The organism is Pseudomonas fluorescens, from assembly GCF_019212185.1.
Taxonomy (GTDB): Bacteria; Pseudomonadota; Gammaproteobacteria; order Pseudomonadales; family Pseudomonadaceae; genus Aquipseudomonas.
In genome coordinates this window covers 2,803,799-2,821,622 of the sequence record NZ_CP078138.1, presented here as the reverse complement: position 1 = coordinate 2,821,622, position 17,824 = coordinate 2,803,799, and the positions used below count along the sequence as shown (strand labels likewise).

The 17,824-nt window shown below is 60.9% G+C and carries 12 protein-coding genes and 4 pseudogenes; 11 read left to right on the top strand and 5 right to left on the bottom strand.

What is annotated here, in order from left to right; all coding sequences use genetic code 11:
- The first annotated feature begins 198 nt into the window (after nt 1-198).
- Entirely contained in the window at nt 199-636 is a 438-nt protein-coding gene (locus tag KW062_RS12870) for a GNAT family N-acetyltransferase (protein WP_090326913.1), read from the top strand.
- 302 nt (nt 637-938) lie between these two features.
- Nucleotides 939-1,322, top strand: a complete 384-nt coding sequence (locus KW062_RS12865; RefSeq protein ID WP_027618470.1) for a DUF6632 domain-containing protein — start codon at nt 939-941, stop codon at nt 1,320-1,322.
- Between the two features lie 16 nt (nt 1,323-1,338).
- Here KW062_RS12865 and KW062_RS12860 read toward each other — a convergent pair whose 3' ends face one another.
- The gene (locus KW062_RS12860; RefSeq protein WP_027618471.1) at nt 1,339-2,217 is read right to left on the bottom strand and encodes a LysR substrate-binding domain-containing protein; all 879 of its coding nucleotides are present in this window, start codon (nt 2,215-2,217) and stop codon (nt 1,339-1,341) included.
- 107 nt (nt 2,218-2,324) lie between these two features.
- On the opposite strand from KW062_RS12860, the gene KW062_RS12855 reads away from it, so the two are divergent.
- The 3 genes from KW062_RS12855 to KW062_RS12845 all read left to right on the top strand — a co-directional run bounded on the left by KW062_RS12855 (nt 2,325) and on the right by KW062_RS12845 (nt 4,361).
- Nucleotides 2,325-2,660 (top strand): carboxymuconolactone decarboxylase family protein, encoded by a 336-nt coding sequence (locus tag KW062_RS12855; protein ID WP_027618472.1) that lies wholly within the window; start codon nt 2,325-2,327, stop codon nt 2,658-2,660.
- 6 nt (nt 2,661-2,666) lie between these two features.
- The gene (locus tag KW062_RS12850; RefSeq protein ID WP_027618473.1) at nt 2,667-3,041 is read left to right on the top strand and encodes a tautomerase family protein; all 375 of its coding nucleotides are present in this window, start codon (nt 2,667-2,669) and stop codon (nt 3,039-3,041) included.
- A gap of 105 nt (nt 3,042-3,146) precedes the next feature.
- Nucleotides 3,147-4,361, top strand: a complete 1,215-nt coding sequence (locus KW062_RS12845) for an aldose 1-epimerase family protein (RefSeq protein WP_027618474.1) — start codon at nt 3,147-3,149, stop codon at nt 4,359-4,361.
- Nucleotides 4,362-4,471: 110 nt separating this feature from the next.
- Here the strand turns inward: KW062_RS12845 and KW062_RS12840 are convergent, their stop codons facing one another.
- From KW062_RS12840 to KW062_RS12830, 3 genes are all read right to left on the bottom strand, one after another.
- A complete protein-coding gene (locus KW062_RS12840; RefSeq protein WP_105755317.1) occupies nt 4,472-5,131 on the bottom strand; it encodes a carbonic anhydrase in 660 nt (219 codons plus the stop codon).
- Nucleotides 5,132-5,306: 175 nt separating this feature from the next.
- Nucleotides 5,307-6,677, bottom strand: a complete 1,371-nt coding sequence (chrA, locus tag KW062_RS12835; RefSeq protein WP_105755318.1) for a chromate efflux transporter — start codon at nt 6,675-6,677, stop codon at nt 5,307-5,309.
- Between the two features lie 604 nt (nt 6,678-7,281).
- Nucleotides 7,282-8,499: a M24 family metallopeptidase gene (locus tag KW062_RS12830; protein ID WP_105755319.1), complete on the bottom strand. Its 1,218-nt coding sequence runs from the start codon at nt 8,497-8,499 to the stop codon at nt 7,282-7,284.
- A gap of 160 nt (nt 8,500-8,659) precedes the next feature.
- Between KW062_RS12830 and KW062_RS12825 the strand changes: the two genes are divergently transcribed.
- The 6 genes and pseudogenes from KW062_RS12825 to KW062_RS12790 all read left to right on the top strand — a co-directional run bounded on the left by KW062_RS12825 (nt 8,660) and on the right by KW062_RS12790 (nt 15,188).
- The gene (locus KW062_RS12825; RefSeq protein WP_027618482.1) at nt 8,660-9,226 is read left to right on the top strand and encodes a helix-turn-helix domain-containing protein; all 567 of its coding nucleotides are present in this window, start codon (nt 8,660-8,662) and stop codon (nt 9,224-9,226) included.
- Nucleotides 9,227-9,587: 361 nt separating this feature from the next.
- On the top strand, nt 9,588-11,189 hold the full coding sequence (locus tag KW062_RS12820; RefSeq protein WP_105755320.1) for an ABC transporter substrate-binding protein: 1,602 nt from the start codon (nt 9,588-9,590) through the stop codon (nt 11,187-11,189).
- 75 nt (nt 11,190-11,264) lie between these two features.
- Nucleotides 11,265-12,288 (top strand): annotated as a pseudogene (locus tag KW062_RS12815) (ABC transporter permease subunit).
- Between the two features lie 10 nt (nt 12,289-12,298).
- Nucleotides 12,299-13,212 (top strand): annotated as a pseudogene (locus KW062_RS12810) (ABC transporter permease subunit).
- 10 nt (nt 13,213-13,222) lie between these two features.
- A pseudogene (locus KW062_RS28905) lies at nt 13,223-14,203 on the top strand (ABC transporter ATP-binding protein).
- Nucleotides 14,203-15,188: pseudogene (locus KW062_RS12790) on the top strand (peptide ABC transporter ATP-binding protein). The pseudogenes KW062_RS28905 and KW062_RS12790 overlap by 1 nt, the downstream one beginning before the upstream one ends.
- Before the next feature lie 144 nt (nt 15,189-15,332).
- Here KW062_RS12790 and KW062_RS12785 read toward each other — a convergent pair.
- Complete coding sequence (locus tag KW062_RS12785) at nt 15,333-17,801, bottom strand: TonB-dependent siderophore receptor (RefSeq protein WP_105755599.1); 2,469 nt, start codon at nt 17,799-17,801, stop codon at nt 15,333-15,335.
- Between the last annotated feature and the right edge of the window lie 23 nt (nt 17,802-17,824).

Sequence of the window (17,824 nt, the reverse complement as noted above, 5' to 3'; positions counted from 1 at the left end):
GTCGCTATCCGGCCAAAAGCAGACCATGGACACGCAGCTAACACGTCAGTAATGTGCTAAGTAATATGTCGTTTTCCCCCTTCTTGATGTCGCGTTTACAATGTCGATTTTTTGATTGCTCAATGGATTACGCATGAACATAGGATGTTATGCCAAAAGCCGTTCGGCATCTAAAAGTTGAATTTAAGGAGCAATAAAATGGAAATCAAGATTGATGTATTGGGTTCTCCAACAGAAAAGGATAAAGGAGTTCTGAATAATAGGTTTTCAGAATATCTTCGAATTCAATATCCAAATCTGCCACCAGAATCGGAAGATAAAATATTTATGGTGGTTGCACACGATGAAGTAGGCGACTACATCGGTGCAATAAGCTGTAACTGTTACTGGGATGGCTTAGAAATTGACACCTTTTGGGTTAAGGAATCTCATCGCGGTAAAAAAGTAGGATCTATGCTTTTGGAAAAAGCAGAAGCGATTGGTGCCAACAATGGAGCAGTAGTTGCATTCTTAAAAACCGTTGATGCTAAAAAGTTCTATGAGCGGCATGGATATGAGATTTATGGTGTTCTTGAGGATCGCCCAATCGGGACTAACCTGTATCATTTAAAGAAACGGCTAGTAAAACATGCATAACAACTGGTTCAAATCGTTCACTTCGCTCAATGGGACGGGCTAAAGCCCCCCTTAACCAAATGCTGGTCAGAGTCCGCTTCGGGTCGGCAGCTGCCGGTCGCGACCGGCAGAAATCGGCCGTTTTCTACCTGTCACGACACATTGAAACCACAAGTGAAGTCCGGCCAGTGAGTAGGGTTATTTTGTTCTCGCCAATTGTGGGTGGTAGCTATTCTTGGTCTACATCTCGGTCCAACAGCTCGTGAAGACGTCAATAGCCCACTTGGGGTTGATTCGACGTCTGGCCCACAGAGGAGTCCGCCATGACCGCCGTCGATTGCCTCAGGTATTTGCGCATCGCGCTGGTCTTGACTGGCCTGGCGTGCCTTGCGCTCTACCCGCTCATGTTGCTTTGGCCGTCCGGCTGGGCCTGGCACGACGGTCACTCGGACTACCCGATGATGATCGTTGGCCTCTACGCCACCCTTGGGGTTTTCCTCATTCGATCCGCACGTGACCCCTTGGCCAATCTGAGCCTGATCTGGTTCACCGTGTGGTCCAGCGCCGTACACGGGGCGATCATGGCTGTCCAGGCGCTCACCCAGCCAGCGCAGATGGGGCACTTGGTCGGTGACGTGCCGGCGCTGTTCATCGTGGCGATTGCCTTGGCCATCTTGACCTGCGGGCTGTCCGCCGAACACGCTTGACTCCTCCTTCAGCTCGTCATCGAGAAACGAATGCCTGTTCTTGCAGACTCGTCTTGATCAATGCAGCCAAAAACCGGGCAGCAGGTGGCAGTTCTTCGCCACTGCTGTGCAGCACATAGCCAAGGCTTGGCAGCGCGGGCAGGCCCGAGACTACGCTGAGATGGGACGGCAGTCCGATCCGGGTGCGCAGCGTCAGCCCCAGTCCGGCGGCGACCGCTGCCCACAGACCACCGACGCTGGGGCTGGTCAGGGCAATCCGCCAGGGTATTTTTGCGCCATCCAGCGCCTGGGTGGCGGTGCTGCGCATTACGCAAGGCGCGTCAAACAGGATCAAGGGTAACGGCGCGTTATCCAGGGTTGATGCCTGTGGCCGATCGCGGGCTCCGATCCAGTGCATCGGGGTTTCGCCCAGCCGTGTGGCATGAGGCGGCAAGTGCCCGGTGTCCCAGGCCAACGCCAGGTCCAGACCGGCGCTTTCGACCAGAGCAAGGAGTTCGGCATTTCGGGCGATCCGGATTTCGAGATTGACCCGTGGATACGTCTGCACGAAGCGTCGCAGGATATCGCTCAGGAAATGTTCCCCGAAGTCCTCTTGCAGCCCCAGACGCAGGGTCCCGGCGGTCTGGTTTTCGCGCAGCGTCTGGAAGATCCCATCGTTCAGCTCCAGCAGCCGACGGGCATGGCTGAGCAGTGTTTCCCCCATGGCGGTCAGGACCAGTCCGCGCCCGGATTTGGCCAATATCGGCGTACCGACCTGTTCTTCGAGTTTCTTCATTTGGGCGCTGACCGCAGACGTCGACCGACCAAGTCGATCCGCCGCCTTGGCAAAACTGTTGTACTCGACGCCGGTGACGAAGGTCCGCAATACCTCGAGATCGAAGGTGGGACGGCGCATTGGATAGTCCACTAAAACAGGATGATGAGCGCCATTAAATCTGATATTCGGAATGGTTGCGACTTGTTAATTTTTCTCCGTCATCGCCAATCACCGAGGAAATAAACATGAGTGCATCAACAGTCAACGGGCCGGACAGCCCGAGTAGCTACCCGCAAAAATTTACCGAACTCACCGACAAGGTGCTGTTTGCCGACATGTGGAACCGTCCACAACTCAAGCCCCGGGATCGCAGTCTGGTGACGGTGGCCGCCTTGGTGGCGCTGTACCGTCTGGAGCAACTGCCCTTCCATTTCAAACGTGCGCGGGACAATGGTCTGGCTGTCGATGAACTGGCGGAAGTCATCACCCATCTGGCGTTTTACTCCGGATGGCCAACCGCTGCGTCGGCGCTGAACCTGCTCAGTGAACTACAGGCTTGCCAGCCAACTTGTCAGGAGTAACGGTTGATGCCCTTTGCCCGAATTTCATTGCACCAGGGGAAGTCTGCGGAGTATCTGCGGGCATTGTCCGAGGGATTACACGAGGCCCTGGTCGAGAGCTTCGAAGTGCCGAAGACTGACCGGTTTCAGGTCATTCACCAGCATGCGGCCGGCGAACTGATATTTGATCCCCACTACCTGGGCGGACCGCGCAGCCATGACTTTGTGCTGATCGCGATCACCGCTGGCCGTCCACGAAGTGCTGAGACGAAACAGCGCTTTTACCGCGATCTGGTCGAGAAGCTGGGGCGGGCCACGGGGCTGAACGCAGAGGATGTGATGGTGGTCATCACCACCACGGCCAGCGATGAGTGGTCATTTGCGGGAGGACGGGGCAACTAGCGGTGGAGGTGCGGCATGTGCGTCGCCTGACATGTCGATTTTACGCTTACTGAATCGTTTAACCCGGTTTATAAAATCGCCACAACTCCAAGAAAGGCTGCCGCCATGACCCCGCTCAAACTCGTTGTTGCCCTCAGTGCACTGTCCGCCGCCTCCCACGCCATGGCCTGGGATTACGTTCTGCTCGACACCGACAAAGCTGCACAGAACTGGCAGATCACCAGCCAGCAACTCGGCATTAAAACCGACAAACCCTTCAGCGTGTCGCTGCGCACCTTGCACGGCGGTCGGCAGGAGGGCGTGAGCATTGTCGACATCGATAACGGCACGATGAAACTCTCGGTGGTGCCGACACGCGGCATGAACGTCTTGCAGGCCTCGGTCGGCCAGGTGCGCATGGGCTGGGATTCGCCGGTCAAGGAGGTGGTCAATCCGGCCTTCATCGAACTCAATGGCCGCGGTGGTCTGGGCTGGCTGGAAGGTTTCAATGAACTGGTGACCCGCTGCGGCTACGAATGGGTCGGCCACCCGGGTATCGACAACGGCGAACTGCTGACCCTGCACGGTCGGGCTGCCAACATTCCGGCGAACAAAGTCACCCTGCACATTGATGAAAAGCCACCGTACGCCATCACCCTGCGCGGCGAACTGAAAGAGCAGGCGTTCAAGAAAGTCGACTTCTCCGTCGCGACCGAACTGGTTACCGAACCCGGCAGCGTGACGTTCGCCCTCAACGACACGCTGACCAACAACGGCGACTATCCGAAGGAATACCAGGCGCTGTATCACAGCAACTTCAGTACCCCATTCCTCGAGCAAGGCGCTCGCTTCGCCGCGCCGGTGAAACAGGTGTCGCCGTTCAACGACAAGGCCAAGGGCGATCTGCCGGACTGGCAAACCTACCGCGCACCGACCAAGGACTACGACGAAACGGTCTACAACGTAGTGCCCTATGCCGATGCCAAGGGCGATACCTTGACCGTGCTGCACAACCAGGCCGGCAGCCTGGGCGTTTCGGTCGGCTTCAATACGCAGACACTGCCGGTGTTCTCTCTCTGGAAAAACACCGACACCCAAGGCCAGGGATATGTCACGGGGCTGGAGCCGGGAACCAGTTTTTCCTACAACCGCCGTTATCAGCGGCCACTGAACCTGGTTCCGACCATTGGGCCGAAGGAGCACAAGCAGTTCCGCATCAGCTACAGCTTGTTGTCGGATAAGGCCGCGGTGGACAAGGCCTTGAAGCAGGTGAGCGAGATTCAGGCCGGGCGCGAGACCGAGGTGCGGCAGACGCCGTTGGTTGATCTGACCAAGGGGTGATACCGTCTGCAGCCCCTCGGCCAACTATTCACGCCCGATCCCATCGACGTGCTCAAGGTCCGCCCGCATGGGCGCGACCTTGAGCAACCACCCTCTCCTGCCTGTTGCCATTACATCTGTTTGCCGTTACGCGCAGCGATCGCCACGGTGGTCGGCGAATCCGCCAGTGACACGAACTTGCGTGTCGCACCATCCAGCGCATCGATGCAGCCTGCCTCGATGTCGTAAACCCAGCCGTGCAGATTCATGCGGCCCTGCTCCAGCGCCAGTGCCACCGAGGGATGGGTGCGCAGGTTCGCCAACTGCGCGATGACGTTTTCGCGCACCAAGCCGTCGAGCTTGGCCCGAGGCGAGTCGAATTCATGGGCCGCGTTGATCGCTTTCGCAGCGTCCGAGTGGCGCAGCCAGTTGGCGACCGCCGGCATATGATCCAGACAGGTGCAGCGCGAAATCGCGCCCATGGCACCGCAGTCCGAGTGACCGCAAATCACGATGTCTTCCACGCCGAGCACGGCGACGGCATATTCGACGGTGGCCGAGACGCCGCCTGGCTCCGGACCATAGGACGGCACAATGTTACCCGCGTTGCGAATCACGAACAGTTCGCCCGGTTCGCGCTGCGTCAGCAGCTCGGGCACCACCCGGCTGTCCGAGCAGGTGACGAACAACGCCTTTGGATTTTGTGTCGTGGCGAGTTGCTTGAACAGTTCGACCCGCTGCGGGTAAACCTCGCGCTGAAAGCGCAGAAAGCCGTCAATAATGTCACGCATGGAGTCCTCCAAAGCCAAATTGCCGATGGTGGCACGAGCACTCGATAGGCCCTCGCGCCGCAATGCCCATCATTATTACAGAGGTCGCGCGCCTTGGCTTTACCCGATCAACGAGGGGCATCGCGCCGCCACGGCCCTTGACGCGGAGAAGCCCCGCTGAGCTGATCCGCCGGTTTCATCCACGCACCAGGTGGACTGTCAGGCCGGCCAATGCGCAGGCGAACAGCACCTCAATCACACCTCGCTTGAAGCGCAACAACGCCACCGCTGCTGCCACCGCGATCAGCGCCGAAGGCCAGTCAAACGTCCCGCTCAAGCCCTTGGGCCACAGCACGTGGTAGCCGAAGAACATCGCGAGGTTGAGGATCACGCCCACCACTGCGGCCGTAATCCCCGTCAGCGGTGCAGTGAATTTCAGCTCATTGTGGGTCGACTCCACCAACGGACCACCGATGAGGATGAACAGGAACGACGGCAGGAAGGTGAACCAGGTCACCAGACTCGCCGCGACTGCGCCGGCGAGGAATGGGTGCTGCGCTCCAAACATCGGGTACACATAGCCACCGAGAAAGCCAACGAAGGCGACCACCATGATCAGCGGCCCAGGGGTGGTTTCCCCCAGGGCCAGACCATCGATCATCTGGGTCGGCGTCAGCCAGCCATAGTGCCCGACCGCACCCTGGTAGACGTAGGGCAACACTGCGTACGCGCCGCCAAAGGTCATCAATGCGGCCTTGGTGAAGAACCAGCCCATCTGCGTCAGCGTGCCATCCCAGCCAAACGACAACGTCAGCAGCCCCATCGGCAACAGCCACAGTGCGGCACCGACCAGCAGCAGACGCAGCAGATGCCCCCAACTGAAACGGGCGTGTTCGGGCGCCGGGGTGTCGTCATCGATCAGGGCCGGGCCATAGCTGCTCTGCGCGGCGCCATGACCGCCACCGATGACAAATGTGTCCGGGGCGATGCGCCCGCCAACATAACCAATGATGGCTGCCATCAGCACGATCAGCGGGAACGGCACGTTGAGGGCGAAGATGGCCACGAACGAGGCCCCTGCCATGCCCCACAGCCTGCCATTCTTCAGGGCTCGCGAGCCAATCCGGTAGGCCGCGTGAACGACAATCGCTGTGACCGCTGGCTTGATGCCATAGAACACCCCGGCAACCACCGGCACTTCGCCAAAGGCGACGTAGATCCAGGACAACCCGATCAGGATGAACAGCGACGGCAACACGAACAAGGCGCCAGCAATCACCCCGCCCCAGGTACGGTGCATGAGCCAGCCGATGTAGGTGGCAAGCTGCTGGGCCTCAGGGCCAGGCAGTAACATGCAGTAGTTCAGCGCGTGGAGAAAGCGCTTCTCACTGATCCAGCGCCGACGCTCCACCAGCTCCTGGTGCATGATCGAAATCTGCCCGGCCGGCCCGCCAAAGCTGATGAAGCCCAACTTGAGCCAGAACAGGAAGGCTTGATAGAGGCCAACCGAGTGCTGAGTCGCCTGAGGTGGCGGCTGTCCGTTTGTTGCGCAGGTGGGATCAAGCATTTTCGACCTCTTCCGTTGCGAACGCTGTCAGCAGGCCAAATACGGTTTCCCAAAGCTCCACGACGCACCGGCGATAGTGTAGCCCTCGAATTGAAGGAGCAGACGCTAGCGCTTTGGCGTGGGTAATGTCCACCGTCTCATTTTTTGACCGTTAACTGCCGACCGAGGAAGACAGCTCCTGCCCTTTTTCCAGCTTTTTCAGCCACCTCCCCCTTTCAGAACCAGCCACTTATTCACGGCATTTCCTTGCACGAATACCAGGGAACGAAATAATCCTGAGCTGGCGGATTTGGCTGAAATCACTCAGTCAAATGTGTACCCAGCGAGGAAAAATGCTGTGTAGGCGATTTACCCAATGCTCTCTTGAACATCGTGATGAATGCACTGCAACCAGTCGCGCGTTTTTGCTCTCGAGAAAGGAAGCCGTTTGCTCTTCGGCAAGATGCAGAATCAACTCCAGGACCAGGGGCGTAATGGCAACCGTGCAGGCTGCTGTACTTCTTATTCTTCTTCGGCACTTACAACGGCGCGACGGTTCGTTCATCGGCGCTTCACGAGACGCAGCGCCAGGAGTGCGCTGCGTCCGCCGGGAACCCGCCTCTCCTCAGGCCTGCAACCCGAATGGATCGTCCACGCTATGGCTCGGCTGGGTAAACCAGCGCGGGCCAGTGGCGGTCATGTAGAAGTGATCCTCCAGGCGAATGCCGAACTCCCCCGGCACACAAATCATCGGCTCGTTGGAGAAGCACATGCCTTCGGCCAGCGGCGTCTGGTCACCGCGCACCAGGTACGGCCCTTCGTGAATGTCCAGGCCGATGCCGTGGCCGGTGCGGTGCGGCAGGCCGGGCAGTTGGTAGTCCGGTCCGAGGCCGGCAGCCTCCAGACTGAGGCGTGCAGCGGCATCCACTGCTTCGCAGGCGTGGCCCAGGCGCGCAGCGTCGAAGGCGGCCTGCTGGGCGGTTTTTTCCAGGTTCCACAGGGCGCGCTGACGCTCGCTCGGGTTGCCGAACACGTAGCTGCGGGTGATATCCGACTGGTAGCCGTGGAGCAGGCAGCCGGTGTCGATCAGCACCATGTCGCCGTCCTTGAGCACCTGCGCGTGTTTCACCCCGTGGGGGAAAGCGCTGGCCTCGCCGAACAGCACGATGCAGAAGGTCGAGCCCGGGGCGCCGACCTTGCGGTGCGCCTCGCGGATGAACTCGGCGACCTCGGTGGTGCTGATGCCGGCGCGCAGGATGCTGGCGGCGGCCTTTTGCACTTCCAGGGTCATGTCCTTGGCGCGCTGCATCAGCGCCAGTTCCGTCGCGGATTTGTGATAGCGGCACGGGTTGATCACGCAAGACCCGTCGACGAACTCGAAGCCTGATCCGAGGCGACGGATGCCGTCGAACATAAAGAACGCCAGGGACGGACACAGACCCACCACCGCGTCGGCGGCGATGCCCAAGCCGGCGAAAATGTCGAGCAGCAGGCGGTAGGGGTTCTCGTGTTCCTGCCAACCATGGATGACCCCGTCGACCTCGCGGAAATCGCGGATGGTGCCTTCTTCAAACGCCGGGGCGATGTAGGCCAGCGGGCCATGGGCGGGCAGTATCGCGCCGACCATGCGTTCGCTCGGGCTCCACTTGACCCCGGTGAAGTAGCGCAGGTTGCTGCCGGCATTGAGGTAGAGGGCGGCAATGCCCTGCTCGCGCATCAGGCCCTGGGCCTTGGCGATGCGTGCCTGGTATTCATCGAGGTCAATGGGCTGCATGCCCGCAGTCATGTTCGTCAGGCCAGCCAGCGCCTGTTCCGCAGTTTTGCCACCTACACCCACTGTCATCGCGTTCTCCCAAGTGATGTTGCGCCGGCAGAAATTTAAGCCCGACTTAAATAATCGTCAAGGCGTCTTTTCAGTCACACTTAATTTCCGCGAGGCGAAAAGCCTTTTCTGCGAGGCGTCGCCCGTTATACTGGCGCCTTTGTGATCACGAGCCACGCCAATGACTGAAGAGCAGATCGGGGAACGGCTGCGTCGCTACCGTCGCGCCGCCAACAAGACCCTGAACCAAGTCGCCTCCGAAGCAGGCCTCACCGCCAGCTTCCTGTCGCAGGCGGAGCGTAACCTCACTGGCGTGTCGATTTCCTCGTTGGCGCGCATCGCCGGCTCCCTGGGCATTCCCCTCAATACCCTGTTCGACCAGCCGACCCAGCCCCAGCCGGACTCCCACCCGGGCCAGCGGGTGCGTTACTCCATTGGCAACCAGCCGCTGGTGTACGAGCGCCTGTCCAGCAGCTTCCCGGGCAATCTGCTCAACGCGATGAAGATGACCATGGCGGTGGGTTACCAGTCCGAGCTGATCTCCCACGACGGCGCCGAATTCACCTACGTGCTCTGCGGACACATCGTCTACACCATCGAAGGCCATCCCTACCCGCTCGGCCCGGGCGGTTCGGTGCATTTCGATTCGACCAAGCCGCACTCCATTGCCAACGCTGGGGATGAGGTGGCCGAAGTGCTGGTGGTGACCACCATGGGTGGTTTGCTGGACGACCATCCCGCGGGCTGAGGGCACTGGCTGGAGCTGGCTTGTCGGGCCGCCGCATCGCAGCGAAGGCCCCGAGACCGCCGCGCACACCCAGACAGCTCGCGTAATCGTTAACGTTTTTCGCGAGCAGGCTCGCTCCCACAGGGGTGAGTTGTTTCCCCCAAGGGACCTCTGAATCAAAAAGTAAGCACCACTGAATTTAAGTTGAACTTAATTTTAGATTCACTTAAATTCTGCCTCGGCCGGTGTCGGCGCGAGGCTCCCTTCTCCCCTCTGCGCTACCACCCGAGCCAAGGTCCGAAAAACCGCAGGGTCAGGTGCATCCCCCCAGCCACGAACGACCTGATCTGCCGCCCTCAAAAATAACAACAATGAGGTTCGCATGCGCAAGACAACCACGCTCAAAACCCTGATCGCTACTGGCCTGATCCTCGGCTCCGGCTGCACCTACGCCGCCAGCAACCTGGTGTTCTGCTCCGAAGGCAGCCCGGCCGGGTTCGACCCGGGTCAATACACCACGGGCACCGACTTCGACGCCTCGGCCGAAACCGTGTTCAACCGTCTCTCGCAGTTCGAGCGTGGCGGCACCAAAGTCATCCCGGGGCTGGCCACCCGCTGGGATCTTTCGACCGATGGCCGGACCTACACCTTCCACCTGCGTGAAGGGGTCAAGTTCCACACCACCGACTACTTCAAGCCGACCCGCGAATTCAACGCCGACGACGTGCTGTTCACCTTCAACCGCATGCTCGACAAGGACATGCCGTTCCGCAAGGCCTACCCCACCGAGTTCCCCTACTTCACCGACATGGGGATGAACGAAAAAATCACCAAGGTGGAAAAACTCGACGAACACACCGTCGCCTTCACGCTCAAGGACGTCGACGCCGCCTTTATCCAGAACATGGCCATGAGCTTTGCCTCGATCCAGTCGGCCGAATACGCCGAGCAACTGCTCAAGGAAGGCAAGGCCCAGGAGATCAACCAGAAGCCGATCGGCACCGGTCCGTTCGTGTTCAGCAAATACCAGAAAGACGCGCAGATTCGCTACAAGGGCAACAAGGATTACTGGAAGCCGGAAGACGTGAAGATCGACAACCTGATCTTCGCCATCACCACCGACGCCTCGGTGCGCACGCAAAAGCTGAAGAAGAACGAGTGCCAGATCACCGCCTTCCCGCGCCCGGCCGACATCAAGCCGCTGCAGGCCGACAAGAACATCCGCATGCCCAGTCAGCCGGGCTTCAACCTCGGCTACATCGCCTACAACTTCACCCGCAAGCCGTTCGACCAGCTTGAAGTGCGCCAGGCGCTGGACATGGCGGTCAACAAGAAAGCGATCATCGACGCCGTGTACCAGGGCGCCGGCCAACTGGCCGTCAATGGCCTGCCGCCGACCCAGTGGTCCTATGACGAGACCATCAAGGACCCGGCCTACAACCCGCAGAAAGCCCGGGAACTGCTGAGCGCTGCCGGGGTGAAAGAAGGCACGGAAATCACCCTCTGGGCCATGCCAGTCCAGCGCCCCTACAACCCCAACGCCAGGCTGATGGCGGAAATGCTCCAGGCCGACTGGGCGAAAATCGGCATCAAGGCCAAAATCGCCAGCTACGAATGGGGCGAGTACATCAAGCGCGCCCACAACAGCGAGCATGACGTCATGCTGATCGGCTTCACCGGCGACAACGGTGACCCGGACAACTGGCTGGGCACCCTCTACAGCTGCAGCTCGGTCAACGGCAACAACTTCGCCAAGTGGTGCAATCCAGGCTACGAAAAACTGGTCAAGGCCGCCGCGGCGACCGCCGACGTGGAGCAGCGCACTGCACTCTATAAAGAAGCGCAGCATGTGCTCAAGGCGCAGGTGCCGATCACCCCGGTCGCCCACTCCACGGTCTACCAGCCAATGCGCACCACGGTGAAGGACTTCCAGATCAGCCCCTTCGGCCTCAGCAGCTTCTATGGCGTCGCCAATCAGAACTAAGTCATCGGGGCCGGTACGCCGGCCCCTTTATCCATCCCCCTGCATGACCCACACGACAAGGAGTGACTCGCCCTAATGCTGAGTTTTATTTTCCGCCGACTGGGACTGCTGATCCCCACGTTCTTCGGCATCACCCTGCTGACGTTCGCGTTGATTCGCATGATCCCCGGCGACCCCGTGGAAGTCATGATGGGCGAACGCCGTGTCGACCCCGAAATGCACGCTCAGGCAATGGAACGCCTTGGATTGAACAAGCCGCTGTACGCCCAGTACCTGGACTACGTCGGCAAACTGGCCCAGGGCGACTTGGGTGAATCGCTGCGCACCCGCGAGAGCGTGTGGACCGAGTTCACTTCGCTGTTCCCGGCGGCGACTCTCGAGCTGTCCATGGCTGCGCTGTTGTTCGCCAGCATCCTCGGCCTGCTGGCCGGGTGATTGCGGCGCTCAAGCGAGGGTCGCTGTTTGACCATGGGGTGATGGGGATTTCCCTCGCCGGTTATTCGATGCCGATCTTCTGGTGGGGCCTGATCCTCATCATCATGTTCTTCTTCTCCGTGAGCCTGGGCTGGACCCCGGTGTCCGGGCGGATCGACCTGCTCTACGACATTGAGCCGCGCACTGGTTTCATGTTGATCGACACCCTGCTGGCCGACGAGCCGGACGCGTTTTTCGACGCCCTGCACCACCTGATTCTGCCGGCCATCGTCCTCGGCACCATCCCGCTGGCGGTGATTGCGCGGATGACCCGTGACCCTTCGATGCTCGAAGTGCTGCGCGAAGATTACATCCGCACCGCCAAGGCCAAAGGCCTGTCGCCGGCGCGCGTGGTGTTCGTCCCACGGCCTGCGCAACGCGCTGATCCCGGTGCTGACGGTGGTCGGCCTGCAGGTCGGTACGCTGCTTGCCGGTGCAGTGCTGACCGAGACCATTTTCTCCTGGCCCGGGCATCGGCAAATGGCTGATCGAGGCCATCGGCGCCCGGGATTATCCGGTGGTGCAAAACGGTATTTTGCTGATCGCCTGCCTGGTGATCCTGGTCAACTTCGTGGTGGACATCCTCTACGGCTTTGCCAACCCACGCATCCGTCACCAGCGCTGAGATCATGACCATGACTAGTCCAACTCAAGTGTCAGCAGTCGATCAAAGCCTGCTGTACCCATCCCCATACAAAGAATTCTGGCAGGCGTTTTCCCGCAACAAGGGCGCCGTCGCCGGGCTGATGTTCATGCTGCTGGTGATCTTCTGCGCGATCTTCGCGCCCTGGGTTGCGCCGCATAACCCCAGCGAGCAGTACCGCGACTTTCTCCTGACCCCGCCGGCCTGGCTCGAAGGCGGGCAGATACAGTTCCTGCTGGGCACCGACGAACTGGGTCGTGACCTGCTGTCGCGACTGATCCAGGGTTCGCGTCTGTCGCTGATGATCGGTTTGTCGTCGGTGGTCATGTCGCTGATCCCGGGGATCCTCCTCGGGCTGTTCGCCGGCTTCTTCCCGCGCCTGCTCGGCCCGACCATCATGCGCCTGATGGACATCATGCTCGCCCTGCCGTCGCTGCTGCTGCTGCCGTGGCCATTGTCGCGATCCTCGGCCCTGGCCTGATCAACACCGTGATTGCCATCGCCATCGTCTCGTTGCCGTCCTACGTGCGTCTGACCCGTGCTGCGGTGATGGGCGAACTGAACCGCGACTACGTGACCGCCGCACGCCTGGCCGGTGCCGGCCTGCCGCGCCTGATGTTCATCACCGTGCTGCCCAACTGCATGGCACCGCTGATCGTCCAGGCCACCTTGAGCTTTTCCTCGGCGATTCTCGATGCCGCCGCCCTGGGCTTCCTCGGCCTGGGCGTGCAACCGCCGACCCCTGAGTGGGGCACCATGCTGGCTTCGGCCCGCGACTACATCGAACGCGCCTGGTGGGTCGTCAGCCTGCCCGGTTTGACCATTTTGCTCAGCGTGCTGGCAATCAACCTGATGGGCGACGGCCTGCGCGATGCGCTGGATCCGAAGCTCAAGAATGCCGCCTGAGGAGATTCCCATGTCACTGTTAGCAATCAAGAATCTCAACGTGCGCTTTGGCGACAAGACCGCCGTGCCGGTGGTCGACGGCCTCGACCTCAATGTCGACAAGGGTGAAGTGTTAGCCATCGTTGGCGAGTCGGGCTCGGGCAAATCCGTGACCATGATGGCGCTGATGGGCCTGATCGAACACCCCGGCATCGTCACCGCCCGACGCCCTGAGCTTCGACGGCAAGGACATGCTCAAGCTGAGCAACCGCCAGCGCCGCAAGATCGTCGGCAAGGACCTGGCCATGGTCTTCCAGGACCCGATGACGGCACTGAATCCGAGCTACACCGTCGGTTTCCAGATCGAGGAAGTGCTGCGCCTGCACCTGAAAATGTCCGGCCGCGCCCGCGCGCAAACGCGCCATCGAACTGCTGGAAAAAGTCGAGATCCCCGGCGCCGCCAGCCGCATGGACGCCTACCCGCACCAACTGTCCGGCGGCATGAGCCAGCGCGTGGCGATTGCCATGGCGATTGCCGGCGAACCGAAACTGCTGATCGCCGACGAACCGACCACCGCCCTCGACGTGACCATTCAGGCGCAGATCATGGACCTGCTGCTGGCCCTGCAAAAAGAGCAGGACATGGGCCTGGTGCTGATCACCCACGACCTCGCCGTCGTCGCCGAAACCGCCCAGCGCGTCTGCGTGATGTACGCCGGCCAGGCGGTGGAAGTCGGCCAGGTGCCGCAGTTGTTCGACATCCCGGCGCACCCTTATAGCGAGGCCACTGCTCAAGGCGATTCCCGAGCACAGCCTCGGCTCGACGCGCCTGGCAACCTTGCCCGGCATCGTCCCCGGCCGCTACGACCGTCCCCACGGCTGCCTGCTGTCGCCGCGCTGCCCCTACGTACAGGACAGCTGCCGCGCCCCGCCCCCCCTCCGTCCGACCCTCGACCCGAAAAGCCACAGCCTCGCCCGCTGCTTCTATCCCTTGAATCAGGAGGTGGCGTAATGGCCGTCGTCCTTACCGCCCGTGACCTGACCCGTCCGTCACTACGAAGTCTCCCGTGGCCTGTTCAAAGGGCCACGCCACCGTGCGCGCGCTGAACGGCGTGTCGTTCGAATTGGAGGCCGGCAAAACGTTGGCCGTGGTCGGCGAATCGGGCTGCGGCAAATCCACCCTGGCCCGCGCCCTGACGCTGATCGAAGAGCCGTCCTCAGGCTCACTGAAAATCGCCGGCCAGGAAGTCGCCGGCGCCGACAAGGCCCAGCGCAAGCAGCTGCGCAAAGACGTGCAGATGGTGTTCCAGAGCCCGTACGCCTCGCTCAATCCACGGCAGAAAATCGGCGATCAACTGGCGGAGCCGCTGTTGATCAACACCCAACTATCAGCCGCCGAACGCCGCGAGAAAGTCCAGGCGATGATGAAGCAGGTCGGCTTGCGCCCCGAGCATTACCAGCGCTACCCGCACATGTTCTCCGGCGGCCAGCGGCAACGGATCGCCCTCGCCCGGGCAATGATGCTGCAACCGAAAGTGCTGGTGGCGGACGAACCGACTTCGGCCCTCGACGTGTCGATCCAGGCCCAGGTGCTCAACCTGTTCATGGACCTGCAGCAGGAATTCAACACCGGCTACGTGTTCATCTCCCACAACCTCGCCGTGGTGCAACACGTGGCCGACGACGTGATGGTCATGTACCTCGGCCGCCCGGTGGAAATCGGCCCCAAGCACGACATCTACGCCCGCCCCCTGCACCCCTACACCCAGGCGCTGCTGTCCGCCACCCCCACCATCCACCCGGACCCGGACAAGCCGAAAATCAAAATCGTCGGCGAACTGCCCAACCCGCTGAACCCGCCACCGGGTTGTGCGTTTCACAAGCGCTGCCCGTATGCGACGCAGCGCTGCAGCAGTGAAGAGCCGGCGTTGCGGTTGGTGGACAGTCGGCAGGTGGCGTGTCATTACGCGGAGCAGTTTGTGGATGGGGCTGCCTAAAGCCCCCCCTGAATTGAAAGACAAACGGTAGGAGCTGGCTTGTCGGGCCGCCGCATCGCGACGATTCGACAGGCTCACGCCAGTGGAGTGTGATGCCTATCGAGTTTGTGGTCGGTCATGACACGCGGGCCATCCGCAACAACCTCAGAAACTCGCCTTCACCGACACCATGAAGTTACGCGGATCGCCGTAGTAGTTACCGAAGGTCTCGGTGCCGATGGTCGAGTAGTAGCGCTTGTCGAACAGGTTGTTGCCGTTCAAGGCCAGCGACCAGGTGTCGTCGATCCGGTAGCCGATGCGACCATTCCATACCGCATAACCCGACTGGGTAATCTTCTCACCGCTCGATGGCGAGACCCGGAAGTTGTCGCTCTGCGCATTGACCCCGGCCCCCAGGGTGAAACGCTCCAGCGCACCGTCCAACTGGTAATCGCCCCACAGTCGCAGCATGTGTCGCGGCACGTAGGTGTTGAAGGCCGCGCCGTTGAGGCTGTCGTCGATGTCGTCGAGGGTCTTGGTCTGGGTGTAGGTGTAGCCGGCGAGCAGTTGCAGGCGTTCGATGACTTCACCGCTGACCTCAGCTTCAAAGCCCTGGGCGCGGACCTTGCCGGCGTTGACGTAGCAATAGCCGTCGGATGACGGGCAGGACGAGTTGTAGTCAGTCTGCGCCTGATCCTTCTGAATCGTGCGGAACAGATTGAACGAGCCATTCAGGCGCCCTTCGTACCAAGCGCCCTTGATCCCCAGTTCGTAACTCTGACCCACCAGCGGCTTGAGCGCCGAGCCGTCTTCGGAGCGGTAATTGCCCTGCGGGGTGAAGATGTCCGAGTAGCTGGCATAGGCCGTGAGGTTCTCGTTCAGATCCAGCAGCACCCCGGCAAAGGGCGTGACCTGCCCGGTCTCTTTGGTGCTGGCGTGTTCCGAGGTGCCGCTGTTGATGAAGTCATAGTCGGTGTCCGAGCTGTACCAGCTCACGCGAGTACCGCCAACCAGGGTCAGCGGATCCGCCAGCTTCAAGCGCAGGATCGAGTACACGCCCTTCTGCTTGGTCAACGAATTGACCGGTCCACCGCGCGACGAATTGTCGATGAAGTAGCTGTCGTCCGGCTCAGGAATATGTTTGTTCGGGTTGAACACATTCTGCCGCTGCGGCAGGAAGGCCACCGAGTAGAAGTCGTCTTTCTTGCCGCGACTGGCGTTGGCGCCCACCACCAGCTCGTGCTGGCGGCCAAAGGCATCGAACTTGCCATCGACGTAAGCATCGAGACCGTAATCGACCTGATCGTAGTCGTACATGCTGCCGAGCATGCCGGTGGTACCGACGCCCGGCGACACCGCACCGGAAGCGAAGGCGTACTTGATGTCCTGGGTGTTCTTTGTGTAAACGCTGGCGACTTTCAGCGCCCAGTTGTCGTTGAGCTGATGGGCAAGATCACTGAACACCGTGGTGCGCTGGCTGCGCCAGGTGTTCCAGGACGGATCGAGACAGGTCGAGCGGCCGAGTTTCAAGTCGCTGCCATCCTTGTAGCGCGGCAGGCCGCCCCAGCACGGATTGGCATCCACGTCTTCATAGGCAACGCCCAGGCCGAGGGTGGTGTCGGCATTCAGGTCGAAGTCGAGGGCGCCGTAATACACCTGGTCCTTGCGGCTGGCGTCGTCGACAAAGTAATGCCGGCTCTGTTCGGCAACCACCGCCCGGCCGCGAATCGTTCCGGCGTCATTCAGCGGGCCGCCGGTGTCGACCTGGCCACGGTAGTTGTCCCAGCTGCCACCGGACAAAGTGATCTCGGTACTCGGCGTCGCCTGCCCGCGTTTGCGCACAAAGTTGACGCCACCGGCCGTGCCGCCCGCGCCTTTCATCATGCCGGCGGCGCCGCGGAGGATTTCCACCCGGTCGTAATAAGCCATGTCGCCACTGAAGCTGTCGGCCTGAACGTAGAGGTTGCCCATGTCCAGGGGCACGCCGTCGTACTGATACTGGCCGGACATGCGGAAGCCACGGGAATAGAAGTATTTGCCGCCCATGGTCGAGTCGTAGACGGTGATGCCCGGGGTCTTCTCCATGACTTGATCGATGGTGTTGAGGTTCTGGTCGTCGAGCATCTTGCGGGTCATCACCGTGACCGATTGCGGCGTCTCCTTGAGCGAGTGCTGCCCCTTGCCGATGGCCACCGCGCCTGTGGTGTAGGAACCGCTGTCCTCGGTGGTCGCCCCGAGCATCTGCCCATTAATGTTGGTGGCGCCCAGTTCCAGTGCCGAACCGAAAGTCGGCACCGCACGCAGTACATAGGTGCCATTGGCCTGGGGTTCGGCCTGCAGGCCGCTGCCAGCGAGAATCCGCGCAAAGCCTTCACTGACGCCGTAGCTGCCTTTGAGTCCGGCCGAGTTCATGCCGTCGGTTTGCCGCGCATCGAAGGAAATCGCCGCGCCCGCCGCGCTGGCGAAACGGCTGAGGACTTCCGTCAGACTGCCGGCGCCGATATTAAACGACTGCACCACGCTTTGCTGTGGCGCGGCCACGGCTGCCGTTGCGCAAACACCACTGACCGCAAGTGCCAATACGCCGACCTTCACCGCCAATGCCAGACGCGCCGATTTGAACACCGATGACATGCTTACCCTCCCCCCAGAAACGC

Bases quoted from the DNA above. Each gene is read 5' to 3' on its own strand.
- KW062_RS12855 (WP_027618472.1), top strand. From the start codon at position 2,325: ATGAGTGCATCAACAGTCAACGGGCCGGACAGCCCGAGTAGCTACCCG.
- KW062_RS12785 (WP_105755599.1), bottom strand. From the start codon at position 17,801: ATGTCATCGGTGTTCAAATCGGCGCGTCTGGCATTGGCGGTGAAGGTC.
- KW062_RS12850 (WP_027618473.1), top strand. From the start codon at position 2,667: ATGCCCTTTGCCCGAATTTCATTGCACCAGGGGAAGTCTGCGGAGTAT.
- chrA (WP_105755318.1), bottom strand. From the start codon at position 6,677: ATGCTTGATCCCACCTGCGCAACAAACGGACAGCCGCCACCTCAGGCG.
- KW062_RS12865 (WP_027618470.1), top strand. From the start codon at position 939: ATGACCGCCGTCGATTGCCTCAGGTATTTGCGCATCGCGCTGGTCTTG.
- KW062_RS12830 (WP_105755319.1), bottom strand. From the start codon at position 8,499: ATGACAGTGGGTGTAGGTGGCAAAACTGCGGAACAGGCGCTGGCTGGC.
- KW062_RS12870 (WP_090326913.1), top strand. From the start codon at position 199: ATGGAAATCAAGATTGATGTATTGGGTTCTCCAACAGAAAAGGATAAA.
- KW062_RS12845 (WP_027618474.1), top strand. From the start codon at position 3,147: ATGACCCCGCTCAAACTCGTTGTTGCCCTCAGTGCACTGTCCGCCGCC.
- KW062_RS12860 (WP_027618471.1), bottom strand. From the start codon at position 2,217: ATGCGCCGTCCCACCTTCGATCTCGAGGTATTGCGGACCTTCGTCACC.
- KW062_RS12820 (WP_105755320.1), top strand. From the start codon at position 9,588: ATGCGCAAGACAACCACGCTCAAAACCCTGATCGCTACTGGCCTGATC.
- KW062_RS12825 (WP_027618482.1), top strand. From the start codon at position 8,660: ATGACTGAAGAGCAGATCGGGGAACGGCTGCGTCGCTACCGTCGCGCC.
- KW062_RS12840 (WP_105755317.1), bottom strand. From the start codon at position 5,131: ATGCGTGACATTATTGACGGCTTTCTGCGCTTTCAGCGCGAGGTTTAC.